Annotated in this window: 17 protein-coding genes, 1 tRNA gene and 1 pseudogene; 6 read left to right on the forward strand and 13 right to left on the reverse strand. The window is 69.7% G+C overall.

What is annotated here, in order from left to right; translation table 11 throughout:
• Nucleotides 1-255 precede the first annotated feature (255 nt).
• On the forward strand, nucleotides 256-1,521 hold the full coding sequence (locus ACIBQ1_RS50345) for an ATP-binding protein (protein ID WP_397289125.1): 1,266 nt from the start codon (nucleotides 256-258) through the stop codon (nucleotides 1,519-1,521).
• 49 nt (nucleotides 1,522-1,570) lie between these two features.
• On the opposite strand, the gene ACIBQ1_RS50350 is transcribed toward ACIBQ1_RS50345, so the two are convergent.
• The 7 genes from ACIBQ1_RS50350 to ACIBQ1_RS50380 form a co-directional block, all read right to left on the reverse strand.
• Nucleotides 1,571-1,642 (reverse strand) — tRNA-Val (locus ACIBQ1_RS50350).
• Between the two features lie 17 nt (nucleotides 1,643-1,659).
• Nucleotides 1,660-2,679, reverse strand: coding sequence for an ROK family protein (locus ACIBQ1_RS50355; protein ID WP_397289335.1), 1,020 nt, complete (start codon nucleotides 2,677-2,679; stop codon nucleotides 1,660-1,662).
• 403 nt (nucleotides 2,680-3,082) lie between these two features.
• Nucleotides 3,083-3,406: a hypothetical protein gene (locus tag ACIBQ1_RS50360; RefSeq protein WP_397289127.1), complete on the reverse strand. Its 324-nt coding sequence runs from the start codon at nucleotides 3,404-3,406 to the stop codon at nucleotides 3,083-3,085.
• Nucleotides 3,407-3,420: 14 nt separating this feature from the next.
• A complete protein-coding gene (locus tag ACIBQ1_RS50365) occupies nucleotides 3,421-3,882 on the reverse strand; it encodes a peroxiredoxin (protein WP_397289337.1) in 462 nt (153 codons plus the stop codon).
• Between the two features lie 31 nt (nucleotides 3,883-3,913).
• On the reverse strand, nucleotides 3,914-4,342 hold the full coding sequence (locus tag ACIBQ1_RS50370; protein ID WP_397289129.1) for a DUF3052 domain-containing protein: 429 nt from the start codon (nucleotides 4,340-4,342) through the stop codon (nucleotides 3,914-3,916).
• Between the two features lie 117 nt (nucleotides 4,343-4,459).
• Entirely contained in the window at nucleotides 4,460-4,867 is a 408-nt protein-coding gene (locus ACIBQ1_RS50375) for a secondary thiamine-phosphate synthase enzyme YjbQ (protein ID WP_397289131.1), read from the reverse strand.
• A gap of 9 nt (nucleotides 4,868-4,876) precedes the next feature.
• Nucleotides 4,877-5,059, reverse strand: a complete 183-nt coding sequence (locus ACIBQ1_RS50380) for a DUF1918 domain-containing protein (protein ID WP_397289133.1) — start codon at nucleotides 5,057-5,059, stop codon at nucleotides 4,877-4,879.
• A gap of 784 nt (nucleotides 5,060-5,843) precedes the next feature.
• Between ACIBQ1_RS50380 and aceE the strand changes: the two genes are divergently transcribed.
• From aceE to ACIBQ1_RS50395, 3 genes are all read left to right on the forward strand, one after another.
• Nucleotides 5,844-8,591, forward strand: a complete 2,748-nt coding sequence (gene aceE / locus ACIBQ1_RS50385) for a pyruvate dehydrogenase (acetyl-transferring), homodimeric type (RefSeq protein ID WP_397289135.1) — start codon at nucleotides 5,844-5,846, stop codon at nucleotides 8,589-8,591.
• A gap of 186 nt (nucleotides 8,592-8,777) precedes the next feature.
• Nucleotides 8,778-10,274 (forward strand): alpha/beta hydrolase, encoded by a 1,497-nt coding sequence (locus tag ACIBQ1_RS50390; protein WP_397289137.1) that lies wholly within the window; start codon nucleotides 8,778-8,780, stop codon nucleotides 10,272-10,274.
• Between the two features lie 10 nt (nucleotides 10,275-10,284).
• Nucleotides 10,285-11,022 carry a maleylpyruvate isomerase family mycothiol-dependent enzyme gene (locus ACIBQ1_RS50395; protein WP_397289139.1) on the forward strand — a complete coding sequence of 246 codons (738 nt, stop codon included), beginning with the start codon at nucleotides 10,285-10,287 and terminating at the stop codon, nucleotides 11,020-11,022.
• 185 nt (nucleotides 11,023-11,207) lie between these two features.
• Here ACIBQ1_RS50395 and ACIBQ1_RS50400 read toward each other — a convergent pair whose 3' ends face one another.
• The 6 genes from ACIBQ1_RS50400 to ACIBQ1_RS50425 form a co-directional block, all read right to left on the reverse strand.
• Nucleotides 11,208-11,564: a VOC family protein gene (locus ACIBQ1_RS50400; protein WP_397289141.1), complete on the reverse strand. Its 357-nt coding sequence runs from the start codon at nucleotides 11,562-11,564 to the stop codon at nucleotides 11,208-11,210.
• A gap of 86 nt (nucleotides 11,565-11,650) precedes the next feature.
• A complete protein-coding gene (locus ACIBQ1_RS50405; protein ID WP_397289143.1) occupies nucleotides 11,651-12,382 on the reverse strand; it encodes a helix-turn-helix transcriptional regulator in 732 nt (243 codons plus the stop codon).
• 89 nt (nucleotides 12,383-12,471) lie between these two features.
• Complete coding sequence (locus ACIBQ1_RS50410; RefSeq protein WP_397289145.1) at nucleotides 12,472-12,828, reverse strand: hypothetical protein; 357 nt, start codon at nucleotides 12,826-12,828, stop codon at nucleotides 12,472-12,474.
• Nucleotides 12,829-12,969: 141 nt separating this feature from the next.
• A complete protein-coding gene (locus tag ACIBQ1_RS50415; RefSeq protein WP_397289147.1) occupies nucleotides 12,970-13,275 on the reverse strand; it encodes a hypothetical protein in 306 nt (101 codons plus the stop codon).
• An 83-nt stretch (nucleotides 13,276-13,358) separates the two neighbouring features.
• A complete protein-coding gene (locus ACIBQ1_RS50420; RefSeq protein WP_397289149.1) occupies nucleotides 13,359-14,336 on the reverse strand; it encodes an aldo/keto reductase in 978 nt (325 codons plus the stop codon).
• A gap of 70 nt (nucleotides 14,337-14,406) precedes the next feature.
• A complete protein-coding gene (locus ACIBQ1_RS50425) occupies nucleotides 14,407-16,320 on the reverse strand; it encodes a hypothetical protein (RefSeq protein ID WP_397289151.1) in 1,914 nt (637 codons plus the stop codon).
• A 91-nt stretch (nucleotides 16,321-16,411) separates the two neighbouring features.
• Here ACIBQ1_RS50425 and ACIBQ1_RS50430 point away from each other — a divergent pair.
• Nucleotides 16,412-16,921: pseudogene (locus ACIBQ1_RS50430) on the forward strand (GNAT family N-acetyltransferase); the annotation flags it as partial.
• Nucleotides 16,922-17,128: 207 nt separating this feature from the next.
• On the forward strand, nucleotides 17,129-18,439 hold the full coding sequence (locus ACIBQ1_RS50435) for an MFS transporter (RefSeq protein WP_397289153.1): 1,311 nt from the start codon (nucleotides 17,129-17,131) through the stop codon (nucleotides 18,437-18,439).

The raw sequence follows: 18,439 nt of genomic DNA on the forward strand, positions 1-18,439 counted from the left end.
CACCAGGGAAAGCACAGCCGACCGGGAAACCGGCGGAAGAAAGGCCCTGGGCCCTACCGTCAGACATCATCACCTCGTCTGCTCCCGACCCGACTGATCAGGAGTTGCGCCGTTCACCTTTACTGCTGCGCGGCACGCGCCGCTCAGCGAGCGACCATCACCCCATATTGATAGCGACCATTCCGCCATCAATATAGCGACCAAGTCACTGCCGATCAGGCGACCAACTCACCACAACATGTCATGATGGAGAGCATGGTCACCACCCCGCTCGGGCGCTTGATCCACCGTCACGCGGAGCAAACAGTCACGGACGCCCTGGCCGACACGCGCGTCGTCCTGGTCAACGGCGCACGGCAGTCGGGCAAGAGCACACTGGTCCGGCGGCTCGCCAAGGCAGACGGCACCGAGTGGCGCGACCTCGACGATCCACTGACCCTGCAGGCTGCGTTGAGCGACCCCAGCGGCTTCGTCGACTTTCCGGAGCCCATGGTCATCGATGAGATCCAGCGTGCTCCGGAACTACTGCTCGCTATCAAATCTCAGGTGGACGCCGATCCGAGACCCGGCAGATACCTGCTCACCGGCTCCTCCCGGCTACTCGCCCTACGCGGTCTGCCGGACACCCTGCCCGGGCGGATGGAAACCATCGAACTGTGGCCTTTCGCGCAGGGCGAGATCGACGGCCGTCCTGATGCCTTCGTCGACGCGGTGTTCACACACGGCCCGACCCTCCGGCACACCTCCCGGCTCACCCGGGCTGACTATGCAGACCGCCTGATCCGCGGCGGCTACCCCGAAGCTGTCGCCCGCACCAACCCTCGACGCAGGCAACGCTTCTTCGACTCCTACGTCGGCGATCTGATCAACCGTGACGTGATGCAACTGTCGGAGATCGAACGTACTGCGGAACTACGCGCGTTGGTCAGGTCTCTGGCGGCCAGATCCGGCCAACTCCTCGTCGTTCAGGCGCTCGGCCGTGACCTCGGCCTGCCCGGCACCACCACTGCCAGATTTCTGGCACTGCTGGAAGAAGTCTTCCTGATCAAACGCATCCCCGCCTGGTCGAAGAACATCAGCAGCCGGGCCGTACACACCCCCAAGGTCACCTTTGTCGACTCGGGAGTGGCAGCGAACCTGCTGGGCGTCGACGCCCACAGCCTCCTCCGGCCCGGTTCGGCATTCGGGCCGCTGCTGGAGGGCTTCGTCCTGACGGAACTGGCCCGGCAGGTGACCTGGGCGGACACCTTGGTCGACCTGTACCACTACCGGACCAAGGACAAGGTGGAGGTGGACGCCGTCCTTGAGAGCCGCCAGGGCCGGGTTGTGGGCATCGAGGTCAAGGCCGCCTCCACCGTACGACCGGACGACTTCAAAGGACTCCGCCACCTTGCGGAACGGGTGGGCCCCGACTTCGTCGCCGGTCTCGTCCTGCACACCGGCACGCAGACATTCTCCTTCAGCGACCGAATGCTGGCCGTCCCGGTCAGCGCCCTGTGGGAGGCAACAGCCACGACCTAGCCGGCCGCCACTCGATATACCACCGGACCCCCACGAGCCCTGGAACATGTGGGCGGTACTGGGTTCGAACCAGTGACCCCTCGCTTGTAAGGCGAGTGCTCTACCGCTGAGCTAACCGCCCCTGATCGGCACTACACCTTACGACACCACAGGGGCCGATCGCACATCCACCGTCCACCCCGGGCCCAGTTCGGGGCGGTCGGCGGCGCGCCAGCCCAGGAGGGCGGCTCCGAGCATGCCTGCGTCCACCCCGAGCGCGGCCGGGACCAGTGGGGGTGCCTCGCGGAAGGCCAGGCGTTTGACGAGGCGGGTGCGTACCGGGTCGAAGAGGGCGGGGCCCGCTTCGGCGAGGCCGCCGCCGAGGACGATCACCGTGGGGTCCAGCAGCAGCGTGTACGTGGCCAGGGCCAGCGACAGGGCCTCCACGGCCTCGTCCCAGACCTCCACGGCGATCGGGTCGTCGGAGGAGACCACCTGTTCCGCCTTGACGTCCTCGATGCCGGCGCGCTGGCTGTAGCGGCGGCCCACCGAGGCGGCCGAGGCGTACGTCTCCAGGCAGCCGAACTGGCCGCACGCGCACTGCTCCCCGTCCGGGAAGACCGGGGTGTGGCCGATCTCGCCGGCCCAGCCCGAGGAGCCGCCGTACGGCTCGCCGCGGATGATCGAGGCGCCGGCGATCCCCGTGCCGATGGGGAGGAAGAGGAAGTCGGACAGGCCACGGCCCGCGCCGAGGATGCTCTCCGCGAGGCCGCCGGTGCGTACGTCGTGTCCGAGCAGGACGGGGGTGTCCAGGGTCGTGAAGCTTGAGGCGGGGACGTCGCGCCAGCCCAGGTTCGCGGCGTAGAGGGCGGCGTTGTCGGACACCAGGCCGGGCACGGCCAGGCCCACGCCTGCCGGGGTGCCGTCACCCGAGGCGGCCAGGTGGCTGATGAAGTCGGAGATGGCGGCCACGACCGCCTCCGGGCCCTCCGCACGGGGCGTCGGGCGGCGCTCGCTCAGCAGCACCACGCCGGACTCGCTGACCAGGCCGCCCTTCATGGACGTGCCGCCGACGTCGAGCGCGACGACGAACGAACTCGGAGCCGGGCTCGCACTCGGGCTCGGGCTCACACTCGGGTTCGGGCTCACGCCCGCGCTCGTGCTCACGCTCGGAGTCATGTCGGACACGGAGGAGACGATAGCGCAGCTCAGCAAATGTCTGGAAAGCGTCCCCTCGGCTGTTCCCTTGACCGTCCTCCCCATGGGGGTTCTTCGTTGGGGCTGTGCGGTTGGCTGGGGCCGGTGGGTCCGACTCGCCTGTTGTTCGCCTGGGGCTCGTGGCCGCTGGGTTCTCTGGGGCTGATGGGTTCTGCGGGGTCCGGGCCGGTCCGGTTCGCGGGGTTCGGGGCCGGGTGGGTGCAGTGGGTTCTGCGGGTCGGGTGGGGGTGGTCCGGTGGGTGGGGATCGCTGGTCGTTTTCTGGGGGTTGTGGTCTACGGGATCCGGCAGGGCGGCAGGTTTGGGTCGTGGGGCGGCCCAGAGCGACTCACAGCGCCGGTGGCGCCCAGGTCCGGCCCCAGGGGTCAGGCGCGGCCCAGTACGCGGTTGAGCGCCGCTTCCACCTCCGCCGAGAGGCCGGGTGGCGGGGACGGTGGGGAGGCGGGAGCGTCGGCGAGCGCGTCGCAGCGCGCCAGCCGTACGGCGCCGCAGGACCGGCACTCCACCTCGCCCAGCCGGCAGATCAGCGCGACCGACCCGCAGGTCGCGCACGAGTCGAGGTCGAGGTCGTGCAGCCGCTGACAGTCCGGGCAGATCAACACCTGGGTTTCCTGGCGCACCCCGCGCTGCCACGGGCTGGCGCCGCGCACCGGGTCGGTCTGCCGGGCCCCGCATCGGTAGCAGGGCATCGTTCCCTCCGAGGTCAAGAAATGTCGGCGAGTGCCTTGGTGTAGTCGGCGACGTCGCGTGCGGCGGAGGTCGGATTGACCACCGACCACCTGATCACGCCGTCGCCGTCGATGATGAAGGTCCCCCGAAGAGCGAACCCCTTCGCCTCATCGAACACACCGTACGCCCGCGCGACCTGTCCGTGTGGCCAGAAATCAGAGAGCAGCGGAAACGCGTAACCCTCACGATCGGCCCACGCACGGTGCGTGAACATGGAGTCGACGGAGACAGTCAGCAGCTGCGCCCCGTCGAGTGGCTGGTCGCGCAGCGCGGACAGCTCACCGTGACAGATCCCGCTGAAGGCAAGCGGGTAGAAGACCAGCACGACCTTCGTGCCCCGGAACTGAGACAGGCTCACCGGGGTGCCGTGCTGGTCCTGCAGCTCGAAATCCGGAGCCAGGGCGCCGACCGCGGCAGGATGTGCGTTCACAGGCATCATCCTGCCGCACGGAAGGCGCTCGGGCCCCCTACCGTTTGCCCTTGGGCGTGACGAGCCTGGTCCCGGACCAGTCGGATGCGGCGGAGATGCTGCTGGTCTGCGAGAGACCCGCGGTAGCGGCATCCTCCCCGATGTCGCTCGGCTCCACGTGGCCGTCGCGTCCGGCCTTGGGAGTCAGCAGCCAGATCTGGCCGCCGTCGGCGAGTGATCGCATGACGTCGCTGAGGGCGTCGAAGAGGTCTCCGTCGCCGTCGCGCCACCACAGCAGCACCACGTCCACGACGTCGTCGCTCTCTTCGTCCAGCAGCTCGTTACCGGTCAGGTCCTCGATGGAGTCGCGAAGCTCGTCGTCGACGTCCTCGTCCCAACCGATCTCCTGCACCACCTGACCCGGCTTGAGGCCGAGCCGTTCGGCCAGGCCGCGCTCGCCCTGCGCCTGACCCGCGGTCGCGCTCACGTTTATCCCTCCTGCTTGAGTGGCCCCGCTTATGCGGTTTATCGCTTCGGCACAGTCCACACGCTGTGACCCTCAGTCGTCAACGGTCGCCACGGGTACGGCCGTAGTCGGTCAGAATCAATCAGACAAAAACGACAGGCGAACCTGGCGTTGCGGGTTGTCGACGTTCAGATCGACAAGTGCGATCGACTGCCACGTGCCGAGCGCCAGACGCCCGCCCAGCACGGGGACGGTAGCGTACGGCGGGATCAGCGCGGGCATCACGTGCGACCGTCCGTGACCGGGCGAGCCGTGGGCGTGACCCCATCGGTCGTCGGCCGGCAACAGGTCGCGCAGCGCGGCGAGCAGATCGTCGTCGCTGCGCGAGCCCAACTCGAGCAGGGCGACGCCGGCCGTCGCATGGGGCACAAAGATATGCAACAACCCGTCTTCGCCCTGCGCGCGCACGAAATCAGCGCATTGACCCGTGATGTCGTGCACGGTCTCTCGTGACCCTGTAGCCACGGAGATGATTTCAGATCTCACAGGGAAATCTTACTTATGCACCACGACGGCGTCCGGGCCGGGAAACACCAGTCCGGTGTGCCCGTCGTCGAAGCGCACCACGTAGGGAGGCCCGCCCTCGAGGCCCTGGACCTCCACAATCACACCACTCCGGTCCCCTTCGCCAACGGCATGCCCGTGCACCAGGAGCCGGTCTCCTACTGCAGCATTCATATAACCCACATTGGTACGTGGGGGGCCGTACGGAAAGAGTGATTCGCAAGTTTTGCCCCCACTCTGGGGGGAGCGAGAAAAATGACCGAAACGTTACGTAGTGCTGATGCGGTGTTTCGGGCTCCGTGGCCGGATAGCGATGTCGTGCGTGCTTTGTGCTGATCATGGCTGATGTCGCGGGATGCTCGACGCGCGTCGGCCGGCGGGCGGGGCGCGGAGGGTCGCCGGTGTTGCGATCACGAGGCCGATCGGGAGGAGGGTTTCGGCTGAGGGCTGAGGGTCCCCAGGGGAAGGAGTCGGAGGCGGGTGGGGAGGTCCCCGGATGGTCGGCTCCGGCTGTGTGCTCGGAGTGGGTGATGTGGCCGCGCGTGACCGATGTCTCCCATGGGTCCGGACAGAGGTGGCGGTACCAGTGGTGATCGTCAGGTCGCCGGACGGCCCCGTCGGAGTCGTGCCGGCGGGCGGGCCGCTAGACTCGCCCGTCACGCCGCGCCGTCCCGGTGAGAACCTCGCCCCGTCGGGGGAGAGTGGAGGGTGCGGAGATCAGGAGTCCAGGGGTGTTCGAGCGAAATTTCGTTCGTTTTCCTGTCTTGTTAAATTGCTCCCGGGATGTAACCTTTGGTGGCGATTCGTCCTACCATCGGTGGTCTAGGCCATCTGATCCGTCCCTGCCAGCAGGGACACCACTGGTTACCGGTCAGTAGAGATGCGTTTTCTACGGCTAGCGACCAGGATGGAAGGCGACCCAGACCAGACATCAGTCATCCTCGGAAGGCGAGACCCAGTGGCTTCCGGACGCCAGCGATTCTCGATCATCAGCGACGGCCTACCCAGCCAGCTGCCTGATGTCGACCCCAGCGAGACCAACGAGTGGCTCGAGTCTCTCGACAACGTCGTCAAGACCGAAGGCCGCACCAGAGCCCGCTACCTCATGCTGCGCATGCTGGAGCGGGCCCGCGAGCACCAGGTCGGCGTGCCGGGTTTGCGGAGCACCGACTACATCAACACGATCCCGCCGGAGCGCGAGCCCTGGTTCCCGGGCGATGAGCACGTCGAACGCCGCATCCGCGCCTACATCCGCTGGAACGCGGCCATCATGGTGTCCAGGGCCAACGCCCGCACCAACGTCGGCGGTCACATCGCCACCTACGCCTCCGCCGCCTCCCTCTACGAGGTGGGCTTCAACCACTTCTTCCGCGGCAAGGATCATGGCGAGTCGGGCGACCAGGTCTTCTTCCAGGGGCACGCCGCGCCGGGCATCTACGCCCGCGCCTTCCTCGAGGGCCGGCTCAACGAGGCCCAGCTCGACGCGTTCCGCCAGGAGTTGTCGCACGGCTTCCACGGCCTGCCCTCCTACCCCCACCCGCGCCTCATGCCCGATTTCTGGGAGTTCCCGACGGTCTCCATGGGCCTCGGGCCGATCGGCGCGATCTATCAGGCGCGGTTCAACCGCTATCTGCTCAACCGGCAGATCAAGGACACCAGCCGCAGCCACGTGTGGGCGTTCCTGGGCGACGGCGAGATGGACGAGCCCGAGTCGCTCGGCGCGATCGGCCTGGCGGCCCGCGAGGAGCTCGACAACCTCACGTTCGTGATCAACTGCAACCTGCAGCGGCTCGACGGTCCCGTACGCGGCAACGGCAAGATCATCCAGGAGCTGGAGTCGTACTTCCGCGGCGCCGGCTGGAACGTCATCAAGGTCGTGTGGGGCCGCGACTGGGACCCGCTGCTGGCGGCCGACGTCGACGGCGTGCTGGTCAACCAGATGAACACCACGCCCGACGGCCAGTTCCAGACCTACTCGGTCGAGGCCGGCGAGTACATCCGCGAGAACTTCTTCGGCGGCGACCCGCGCCTGCGCAAGATGGTCGAGCACCTGACCGACGACGACATCCGCAAGCTGTCGCGCGGCGGCCACGACTACCGCAAGGTCTACGCGGCGTTCAAGTCGGCCCGCGAGCACGTCGGCCAGCCGACCGTGATCCTCGCCCAGACCATCAAGGGCTGGACGCTGGGCAAGGACTTCGAGGCGCGCAACGCCACCCACCAGATGAAGAAGCTCACCAAGGCCGAGCTGAAGGAGTTCCGCGACCGGCTCTACCTGCCGATCCCGGACTCGGCGCTGGAGGGCGAGCTGCCGCCCTACTTCCACCCGGGCGAGAACGACCCCGAGATCCAGTACATGAAGGAGCGCCGCGCGGCGCTCGGCGGCGTGCTGCCCAAGCGGGTCATGCGCGCCAAGCCGGTCAAGCTGCCCGCCGACGAGGTCTACGGCGGCTTCGCCAAGGGCTCGGGCAAGCAGCAGGTCGCCACCACGATGGCGTTCGTGCGGCTGCTGAAGGACCTCATGCGCGACAAGGAGATCGGCCACCGGTTCGTGCCGATCATCCCGGACGAGGCCCGCACGTTCGGTCTCGACGCCATGTTCCCGACGGCCAAGATCTACTCCCCGCACGGCCAGACGTACGAGGCCGTCGACAGGGAGCTGCTGCTGTCGTACAAGGAGGCGACGCAGGGGCAGATCCTGCACGAGGGCATCAGCGAGTCGGGCTCGATGGCCTCGGCCATCGCGGCCGGCAGCGCCTACGCCACGCACGGCGAGCACATGATCCCGATCTACATCTTCTACTCGATGTTCGGGTGGCAGCGCACCGGCGACCAGATGTGGCAGATGGGCGACCAGATGGGCCGCGGCTTCCTGCTCGGCGCCACCGCGGGCCGCACCACCCTCAACGGCGAGGGCCTGCAGCACGAGGACGGCCACACGCCGCTCATCGCCTCCACCAACCCGGCCGCGATCTCCTACGACCCGTCGTGGGCGTTCGAGGTGGCCCACATCGTCAAGGACGGCCTGCGGAGGATGTACGGCGACCAGCCGGAGGACGTCTTCTACTACATGACCGTCTACAACGAGCCCTACCTGCAGCCCGCCCAGCCGGCGGACCTCGACGTGCAGGGCCTGCTCAAGGGCCTGTACAAGTTCGCCGACGGCCCGCGGACCCAGGGGCCGAGGGCCAACATCCTGTCCTCCGGCGTGGCGGGCCCGTGGGCGATGGAGGCGCAGCGGCTGCTGGCGGAGGACTGGGGCGTCTCGGCCGACGTGTGGTCGGCGACGTCGTGGTCCGAGCTGCGCCGCGACGCGCTGGCCTGCGAGGAGCACAACCTGCTCAACCCCGACGCCGAGCAGCGGGTGCCCTACGTGACCCAGGCGCTGTCCCAGGCGCAGGGCCCGTTCGTGGGCGTCAGCGACTACATGAAGGCCGTGCAGGACCAGATCGCGCAGTGGGTGCCGGGTGACTGGTCCTCGCTGGGCACCGACGGGTTCGGCCTGTCCGACACCCGCTCGGCGCTGCGCCGCCACTTCCACGTCGACGCCGCCTCGATCACGCTGGCCGTGCTGACCAGCCTGGTCAAGCGGGGCGAGCTCGACGGCGAGGTGCTGCGCGAGGCCATCGCCCGCTACCACCTCAAGAACGGCGTCACCGAGGCGGGCGGCGCGGAGAGCAACGACACCCAATCGATGGGCGTCTGAGTCATCCAGGAGGGGCGCCCCCGCGAAGAACATCTCGCGGGGGCGCCGTCATTGTCCGCCGCCCGCGGTGTTCGGCCTGTGAGGCGGCACGTTCAGGAGGGGTACGTGCCGCCTCACCCAGGTTTGGTGCAGCGTCACGTATTGTGGGCACTACTTCCCCCTGAGAGACCGAGGGGAAGTTTGTTCATGCGATCCGTCCTAGCCGCCACCCTGTTCATGACGGTTGTCGCCGGCTGCTCCACCGCGCCGGCCGAGCCCGCCACGCAGTCGACGGCGGATTCCGACACGATCAGCTGGGGGCCGTGCACCGACATCAAGCGTCCTGACGGCCAGCCGCCGGCCAGCCAGGACAGCTCCGTCCGGTGCGGGAAACTGGCCGTGCCGCTCGACTACGACAGGCCCAACGGGGAGAAGCTGGACCTGGCGCTCATCAAGCTGCCGGCCACCGGCAAGAGCCGGCTCGGTTCGATGGTGTTCAACTTCGGCGGTCCCGGCGCCTCCGGCGTCGACACGCTCGACCAGGCCGGCAAGGCGCTCACCGGCCTGCGCGCCCGGTACGACCTGATCAGCTTCGACCCGCGCGGCGTCGAGCGCAGCTCCGGCGTGCGCTGCGGCAACGGCGCGGAGATGGACAGGTTCACCGCGCTGGACACGCTCCCGGTCGACAGCAAGACCCACCAGGAGACCGCGGCGGCCAACAAGGAGTTCGCCGCCCTCTGCCAGCAGAACTCCGGCAAGATCCTTCCGTACGTCGGCACCGTGAACGCCGCCCGCGACATGGACCGGATCCGCGCCGCGGTGGGCGACCCCAAGCTCAACTACGTCGGCATGTCGTACGGCACGCAGCTCGGCGCCGTGTACGCCACCGAGTTCCCCAAGAACGTGGGCCGCATGGTGCTCGACGCGCCGCTCGACCCGACGGTGACGTTCGAGCAGCGCACGCTGGTGCAGACGCGCGGGTTCCAGAAGGCGTACGAGAGCTTCCTGCGCTCGTGCGTCAAGGAGAAGTGCGACATCGGCAAGGACCAGGCCACCGCCAACGAGAACGTCGACAAGCTGCTGAACCAGCTCACCACCAAGCCGCTGAAGGTCGGCACCCGCGAGCTCACCCAGGGACTGGCCGCCACGGGCGTGGCGGCGGCGCTGTACTCGGAGCTGACCTGGCCGTTCCTGGAGCAGGCCCTCTCGGAGGCGATCAAGGGCCGGGGCGAGGCGCTGCTGTACCTGGCCGACTCCTACACCGGCCGCTCCCAGGACGGCAAATACTCCACGCAGATGACCAGCTTCCCGGCCATCACCTGCGTCGACACCTCCGAACGGCCCAGCGAGGCCGAGCTGCGCCGCACCGAGGCGGCCGCCATCAAGATCTCGCCGCTGTTCGGCAGCGAGGGGTCCGGCGGGCTGTGCCGGGTCTGGCCGGCCAAGGGCAGCGACCAGGCGCGGCACGTGAACGCCACCGGGTCGGCGCCGATCGTCGTGGTCGGCGGCAAGGGCGACCCGGCCACGCCGTACGAGTGGGCGCCCAAGCTGACGGCCCAGCTCAGGACCGCCAGGCTGGTGACGTACGAGGGCGAGGGGCACGGCGCCTACCTGTCGGGCAGCAAGTGCGTGCTGGAGCTCGTGGACTCGTACCTGATCGACGGCAAGCTGCCGCAGAAGGGCGCGACCTGCCCGGCGGCCTAATGTGGGCCCTGTGACGACATATGACTCGCTCATCGACACCGAGACCGCCCGCCTGGCGGCCCTGGCCACGGATCTGTCCGTCCCGGTGCCCACGTGCCCGGGATGGACGCTCGCCGAACTGATCACGCACGTCGGCCAGACGCACCGCTGGGCCGTGCACGTGCTGCGCAACCAGGCCCAGGAGCGGATCTGGTCGCGCCAGGTGCCCAGCGGGCTGGCCGAGGGCCAGAGCGGCGACGCGGCCTGGCTGACCGCCGGGGCGGCCGAACTGCTCGACACCCTGCGCGCCACCGACCCGTCGCAGGCGGTGTGGACCTGGGGCCCGGACCGGCAGGCGTCGTGGTGGCCCCGCCGGATGCTCTTCGAGCTGGTGATCCACCGGGCCGACGCGGAGCTCGCGCTCGGCATCGACCCGGTCGTCCCGGCCGAGGTCGCGATCGACGGCATCGAGGAGTTTCTCCACAACCTGCCGTACGCGACCTGGGTCACCCGGTCGCTGGCGGAGCTCGAGGCGGAGGGGGCCACGATCCACCTCCACGCGAACGACGCCGACGGCGAGTGGACCATCACCCAGGGGCCGGCCGGGGCGGTCGACTGGGCGCGCGGGCACACGAAGGGCGACTGCGCCGTCCAGGGGACGGCCCAGGACCTGCTGCTCATGCTGTACGGCCGGCGCTCGCCCGAGGCGCTGACCGTGTACGGGGACGCGGACCTCCTCAGCCGCTGGCTGTCCAGGGCGGCCTTCTGACGCGGGGAATGGGCCCTGGACGCGCCGCCGCTCGGCGATCGGCGGCGTGCCCAGGGCGCGGGGTGAACCGCTCCTCGGAAGCGGCCCGTCCGTACGCCGGGGGTCGGCGGGGAAGGCGTTCTCCCCGGCCCTCGAACGGGTGATTCACCTGTGAGGGGAAGTCTCTTGGCGCGCCCGGCCGGGCGTCACCTGCGGTGGAAGATCCCGAAGACGCTCCCGGACGTGTCACGCAGGTAGGCGAAGTCGGTGCCGGCGCCGTCGTCGATCACCTTGGTGATCACCTTGCCGCCCAGCGACTCGCTCTTGGCGCAGGCCGCCTCGACGTCGGCCACCTGCACGTGGAAGATCGCGTGCGCCGGGAACTCGCCCTTGGTGTTGAACAGGCCGCCGCGGGGCTGCTCGGCGCCCGGATAGCCGATCATCCGGTAGTCGATCGGCCCCTCGCCGGCGGCGAACGTCCAGCCGAACAACCCGCCGTAGAACGCCTGGGCGCCTTCGGGATCGTCGGTCGCGATCTCGAACCAGGTCACGGTGTTGTCCATCGTCGTCTCCTCGTCACTGAACTTTTCTCGAACAAGACAACGATCTAACGGTGTGGCGACAACCCTATGTCGGTGTTTTCGATTGACTAATCGAGCGCGGCACTGTTGACGATCATGTGGGGCACGTCGGCGGCGAAGCCTTCGAGGGGCCGGTCGGGGCTGCGCTCGGCGGTCACGGTCGCGGCGGCGATGCGATCGAGCCGGAAGACCCGCACGTCATCGCGTAACCGGCACCAGGCCACGAGATACCAGAACCCGCCGCGCCCGCCCAGGAAGACGCCAGGCTCGACGTCCCGCGAGGTCAGCGCGCCCTTGGCGTCGGCGTATTCGAGCCGGAGCACGCGCCGCCGCAGCAGCGCCTCCTCGATGGCCCGGGAGATGCCCTCGCCGCCGAGCGGCTGGATCTCGGCGGAGCCGGGCTCGGGCGGGTCGCGCATGAGCTGAACGCGCCGCGCCAGCTCCCTGGCCAGCTCGCCCTCGGAGCCCGGCATCGCGGCCACGACCTTGCGTAACGCGCTGCGGGCCTGCCGCCCGAACGGCTGGTCGCCGGCCTGGCTGAGCGCCACCGCGATGGCCACCGCCTCGGCCGGGGTGAAGTTGAGCGGGGGCAGCGACATCTTCTTGTCGATCGCGTAACCGCCCTTGCGGCCCGGCTCGGCGTAGATCGGCACCCCTGACTCCTGCAGGGCGGTGATGTCGCGCTCGATCGTGCGCACGCTCACCTCGAACCGCTTTGACAGCTCGCGGGCGGAGCGGCAGCGGGGCGCGATGGCGCGCAGGTCCTCGACGAGCGCGTAGAGCCGGTCGGTACGATTCACAGCGGCGACGCTACGCGCCGCCACCGACAATCATGGTCCGCGCGCCGTCCCGGCAACCCGTGCCTCACCCCGCCGCCACAGGGGTCTCACTACACGGGGCAGGCTCTGCTGGTCCCCGTGCGGATCGAGTAAAGGACGACCTGGCGGTAGGCCGCCGGGACCACGGCCTTGCCCGCGCAGAGGACGAAGTCGCCGCCCAGCGAGTGCAGCACCACCTGGCATCCGGGCAGCGGGCTGTTGTCGAAGGACCCGACGCGCTGCCCGGGTACCCGGCCGATGAAGTTGTCGCAGGTCTCGTAGCTGACGGAGTTGGTCGGGCGGGAGAAGCCGGTGTCGGAGTAGAGGGTGAGCCGGGCCGTCGCGGCGCCGGCCGGAGCGGCCGCGAGGGCGAGCGCGGAGAGGGTCGTGGCGGCCACGCAGGCCGCGCGAGCTCGCTGACGTAACATGCTGGTCCCCAAAGGTTGTGAGATCGCCGGAACGCGGCGAACTCCCCGTGCCCAAGACCCCGTCGCCGCGCCTTGCCGACCTCATCATTTGCGACTGCCGTGCGGCTGTAAAGGCGCGGCCCGGGATCCGGCGCGGACAGGTCAGCCTCGGGTCTCGACCCAGAAGCTGACCGTGGTGTGCGGCGTGATGCCGGTGTAGGAGACGGTGCCTACGGGCTGCCACGGGCCCTCGATCGGGATCAGGCCGACCTCGGGCAGGAAGTGCCGTTGCAGGACCCGGATGCGGTGCTCGCCGGTGCCCGACGTGCACAGGCTCGTGGCCCAGCGGTCCTGGGTGTTGAGCTGAGACGTGCAGCCGGTGGGGGAGGCGTGGGCGGCGGGGACGGGGCCGAGGACGAGGGCGGCCGTCAGGAGGGCGGTGGGGGCGGCCCATCTTCTCGCGTTCATGGCTGGCTCCTTGGGGGGAGGGGTGGAGCAGGCGAGAAATGCTTAGGAAAGCTTCCTAAAAGATAGCCGCCCCGTCAATGCGCCTACCAGCGGTCGTGGACCTGAGGCCGGATCAGGTCGTCGTAGACGGCCTGGACCGCCTCCAGCGTGGCCGCCGGGAGGGGCGGGGCCGACGCGGCGGCCGCGTTCGCGGTGGCCTGGGACGCGTTGCGGGCGCCGGGGATCACCACCGACACGCCCGGCTGGTCGAGGATCCAGCGCAGCGCGAACTGGGCCATCGTCAGGCCCTCGGGCACCAGGGGAGCCAGGCGGCGGACCGCCTCCAGGCCCGTGCCGAAGCCCACGCCGGAGAAGGTCTCGCCGACGTCGAACGCCTCCCCTTGCCGGTTGTAGTTGCGGTGGTCGTCGGCGCCGAAGGTCGTGTGCTCGTCGTACCGGCCGGACAGCAGGCCGCTGGCCAGCGGGACCCGGGCGATGATGCCCACCCCGGCGGCCCGGGCGGCGGGCAGGACCCGCTCCAGCGGCTTGAGCCGGAACGCGTTGAGGATGATCTGCACGGACGCCACCCCTGGCCGCGCGATCGCGGTCAGCGCCTCCTCGCACGTCTCCACGCTGACCCCGTACGCGGCGATCTTCTGCTCGGCCACCAGCGTGTCCAGGGCGTCGAACACGGCGTCCGTCGAATACACCGGGGTCGGCGGGCAGTGCAGCTGGACCAGGTCGAGGGCGTCCACGCCGAGGTTCTGGCGCGAGCGCTCGTTCCAGGCCCGGAAGTTGGACATCACGTAGTTGCCGGGGATCTGCTCCAGCCGGCGGCCCATCTTGGTGGCCACGGTCAGCTCCGGCCGGCCCTTGGCGAAGCGGCCGACGATCTGCTCGCTGCGGCCGTCGCCGTAGACGTCGGCCGTGTCGATGAAGGTGACCCCGGCATCCACGGCGGCACCCAGGGTGGCGAACGCCTCGTCCTCCGTCACCTGGCCCCAGTCGGCCCCGAGCTGCCACGCGCCGAGGCCGACTGTGCCCACCTGGCGTCCTGTCCGTCCCAACGTGCGTTGTTCCATGGGAACAGTCTCCCGGATGGAGACCGCACCCGGCGGGGACCCCCCACCTGAGGCGTGACATCCCGTTCCATCACCGGGGCCGGTAGCAGCAGCGCAGCCCCGTCTGCACCGTGGCGCGCAGCTCGTCCCCGATCGCCGGGTCCACCGCCGAGATGCGCGCCAGCGCCCGCCTGATCGCCTTGCCCACGGCGATCCTGGCCCGCTCCTCGCTCCCGGTGAACGGCCGGGCCCGCCCGCCGAAGCCCGTCGCCGCCGCCAGCTCCGCCACCAGCCACTCGCGCTCCAGCCGCAGCCCCGCCGCCCGTTCGAGGTCGTTCATCGACTCCAGCTCGTCGATCTCCGCCTCCAGCTGGCCCAGCCGCTGCCGGTAGGTCTGCCTGGCCTGCTCGTCCAGCACCAGCTGGGCCGACCCGGCCTGGGGCTCGCGCGTCCACGTCTCCGACGCCAGGTCGGCGGCGAGGATCTCCCGTCCCGGATTGGCGATCAGCGTGGCCAGATGCCCCATCCCGACGCTGTGGTCGACCAGCGCGAGCCGCCCGCCCAGCTCGACCTGCCAGTGCCGCCCGTGCCTGCGGATCCGGCAGCCGCCCTGCCCCGCGGACGGGCGCCCGGCCGCGGACGGCAGCACCATGCCCAGCTCGCCGGCCTCCCGCTCGGCGGCGGCCTGCTCCCGGTTGGCCTGCGGGTCCCGCGTCCCGTCGCGCCGCGCCAGCGCCTGCCCCAGCCGCCACCTCGACAGCGCGGCGGCCGGCCAGTGACCCAGGGCGAAGTTCTCCCGCACGGCCGCCCGCAGGTGCTCCACGGCCGTGGGGAGGTCACCGGTGGTGAGCGCGGCCATGCCCAGCGAGTGGTGGACGGAGCCGAAGCAGGCCACGCCCAGGCTGGCGACCACCGGCAGGCCCGCGAACGGGCGCAGCAACCCGTACGCGCGGGCGGCCGCGTCCGTGTCCTGCAGCAGGTGGGCGGTCTCCACGACGCAGTACATCGAGACCAGCCAGGTGCTCGACCCCGGCATCTCCTCCACGCGCAGCCTGGCCAGATGCCCGGCCGCCGCCCGCCGGTCGCCCGCGACGGCCGCGGCCAGCGCCAGGCCCGCCAGGTACGAGTTGTCGATCGGGCTCAGCGTGGGCGAGCTGACCAGGTCCGACAGCACGGGCAGCAGCTCGGCGGCCCGGCCCTGGAACCAGCGGATGGCGCCGAGCTGGCCGCCGTACCAGCCGGTCGCGTCCATGTCACCGGCCGCCACGCCGCGCTCGAAGCACTCGCCGGCCCGCTTCTCGGCCTCGGCGAAGCGGCCCGCGCGGATGGTCAGCATGACCTCGATCGCCTCGACCACGTACCCGACCGCGAGATGGGCGTGGCCGGCCAGCAGGCCGCGCAGCTCCTCCAGGCCGCGTTCGGCGTGCGGGTCGGCGGCCAGGTAGAGGTCGACCGTCCGCCACAGCAGGCCCATCAGCAGGTCGCCCCTGCGCTCGGTGACGGCCGCCTGGCCGATCAGCTCCCTGGCCAGCTCCAGCCTGAGCGCCGCGTGCTCGGGGCCGAGCAGGCAGTGGTGCGCCAGGCTCAGCGCTTCGGCCAGCGCCATCGGGTCGCCGGAGCCCCTGGTCTCGGTGAGCAGCCGCACGATCGCGGCGTGCCGGCCCGCGCGGTAGTCCTCCTCGCCCAGCAACCGCACGCGCAGCCGCAGGGCCAGCGACGAACGGGGGTCGATCAAGGACAGCGCGTTCCGCTGGCGGGCGCGTACCATCTCCGACTCCGCGCACGTCCTGTGCTCGTGCACCCAGACCCCGCCCAGCCCCAGCGCCGCCCGCGCCAGCGACGACGGGTCGCCGCAGAGCTCGGCCAGCCGGTACGCCGAGTCGAACCAGCGCCGCGCGGTCTGCAGGTCGCCGTTCACGAACAGCGCCCGCTCGCCGAGCACGAGGGCCAGCTTGAGGTCGGGGCACGAGGGCAGGAACACCCCCGGCTGCTGTGCAACGCCCATCGGTTCCGCTCCCCTGTCCGTCACCTTACTGAGCGCCATCACGGTCCCCGAATACCGTTCTGGGAACTAGGACGTTCGACACACTCGGCGGGGTTCACGCCGGGAGGCCAATACGCTGGAGGACATGATTCGCCCCGCAACGCCTGCCGACGTGCCCGAAATCGTCAACATGATCCGCGAGCTCGCCGAGTACGAGAAGGCCGCGCACGAGGCGAGGGTGACCGAGGAACAGCTGCACACCGCGCTCTTCTCCGCCCACCCCGCCGCTTTCGCGCACATCGCCGAGCACGACGGCGAGGTGGCCGGCTTCACGCTGTGGTTCCTGACGTTCTCGACGTGGCGGGGCGTGCACGGCATCTACCTGGAGGACCTGTACGTACGTCCCCGGCACCGGGGCGGCGGCCACGGGATCGCGCTCATGAAGGAGCTGGCCCGGATCTGCGCCGAGCGTGGCTACCAGCGCTTCGAATGGTCGGTGCTCGACTGGAACGAGCCCAGCATCGTCTTCTACGAAAAGCTCGGCGCGGTGCGCCAGGACGAGTGGCTGAAGTATCGGCTGACCGACGAGCCGCTGCGCCGCCTGGCCGGCCGCCAGGACTGATCGCTCACATACCGTGACAAGCCACGCGTAAGGTTACGACTGATCATCACGCCGTATTACGAGCATGTTTCCTTCGTGACGCATGTGCGTGGCTTGTTACGCCGGTGAATCACACGTAACGAACGCACAGCCACGGATCGTCAAAGTGCGTAACGCGCGCTTCCTACTTTGGAGTTCCCCCCGGACGCCGAAGGTAGGAGAAAGTCGATGGCGCGCTGGATCGCCGACTGGCACCCCGATGACCCAGCTTTCTGGGAGAGCTCAGGCAAGCGCGTCGCACGGCGCAACCTGATCTTCTCGATCGCGGCCGAGCACCTCGGCTTCACCGTGTGGACGCTGTGGAGCATCGTGGCCACCAAGATGGGGGTCTACGAGTTCTCCACGGACCAGCTCTTCTGGCTGGTCGCGCTGCCGAACCTCATCGGCTCCGCGCTGCGCGTGCCCTACACGTTCGGCCCGGCCAGGTTCGGCGGGCGCAACTTCACCGTGGTGAGCGCGCTCCTGCTGCTCATCCCCGCGGTGCTGCTCGGCGTGGCGGTCGGCAACCCGGACACGCCGTACTGGCTGTTCCTGGTGATCGCGGCGCTGGCCGGAGTCGGCGGTGGCAACTTCGCCTCCAGCATGGCCAACATCACCTACTTCTACCCCCGCCACAAGCAGGGGATCGCCCTGGGGCTGAACGCCGCGGGCGGCAACATCGGCGTCAGCTCGGTCCAGCTCGTCATGCCGCTGGTGATCGGCGCGTTCGGGCTGGCCGCGGCCGGCTGGTTCTGGATCCCGTTCGTCGTCGTGGCCGCCGCCTGCGCCTGGTTCTTCATGGACAACCTCACCAGCGCCAAGGCCAACCCGCGCGAGCAGCTCGCGGTGGCGGGCAAGGCCCAGACCTGGATCATGTCGTTCCTCTACATCGGGACCTTCGGCTCGTTCATCGGCTACTCCACGGCCTTCCCGCTGCTCAGCAAGAGCCTCTTCCCCGAGGCCCCGTTCGCCGCCGTGGCGTTCGTCGGGCCGCTGCTGGGCTCGCTGATCAGGCCGGTGGGCGGCTGGCTGGCCGACAAGCTCGGCGGCGCCCCCGTCACGTTGTGGAACTTCGCCGCGATGGGCGGCGGCGTGCTGGTGGTCTGGCTGGCCAGCACCTCGGGCAACTTCTGGATGTTCTTCCTGTCCTTCCAGCTCCTCTTCGTCACCGCCGGCATCGGGAACGGCTCCACGTACCGCATGATCCCGGCCATCTTCCAGGCCAAGGCCGTCGCCGAGCGCGGCGAGGGCGAGGAGGCCCTGATGTACGGCAAGCGCCAGGCCTCGGCCGCCATCGGCATCATCTCGGCGGTGGGAGCGCTGGGCGGGTTCCTCATCAACCGGGCGTTCGGGATGTCATTCGCCGCGGCCGGGACCCCCGCGCCCGCCTTCCTCGCCTTCGGCGTCTTCTACGTCTCCTGCTTCGCCCTGACCTGGTGGTGCTACACGCGCAAGGTGGGTGCCTCGGTCGTGGCCAGCCTCGCCTATGCCCGGGTCTGA

This window comes from Nonomuraea sp. NPDC050153, assembly GCF_044460125.1.
Lineage (GTDB): Bacteria > Actinomycetota > Actinomycetes > Streptosporangiales > Streptosporangiaceae > Nonomuraea.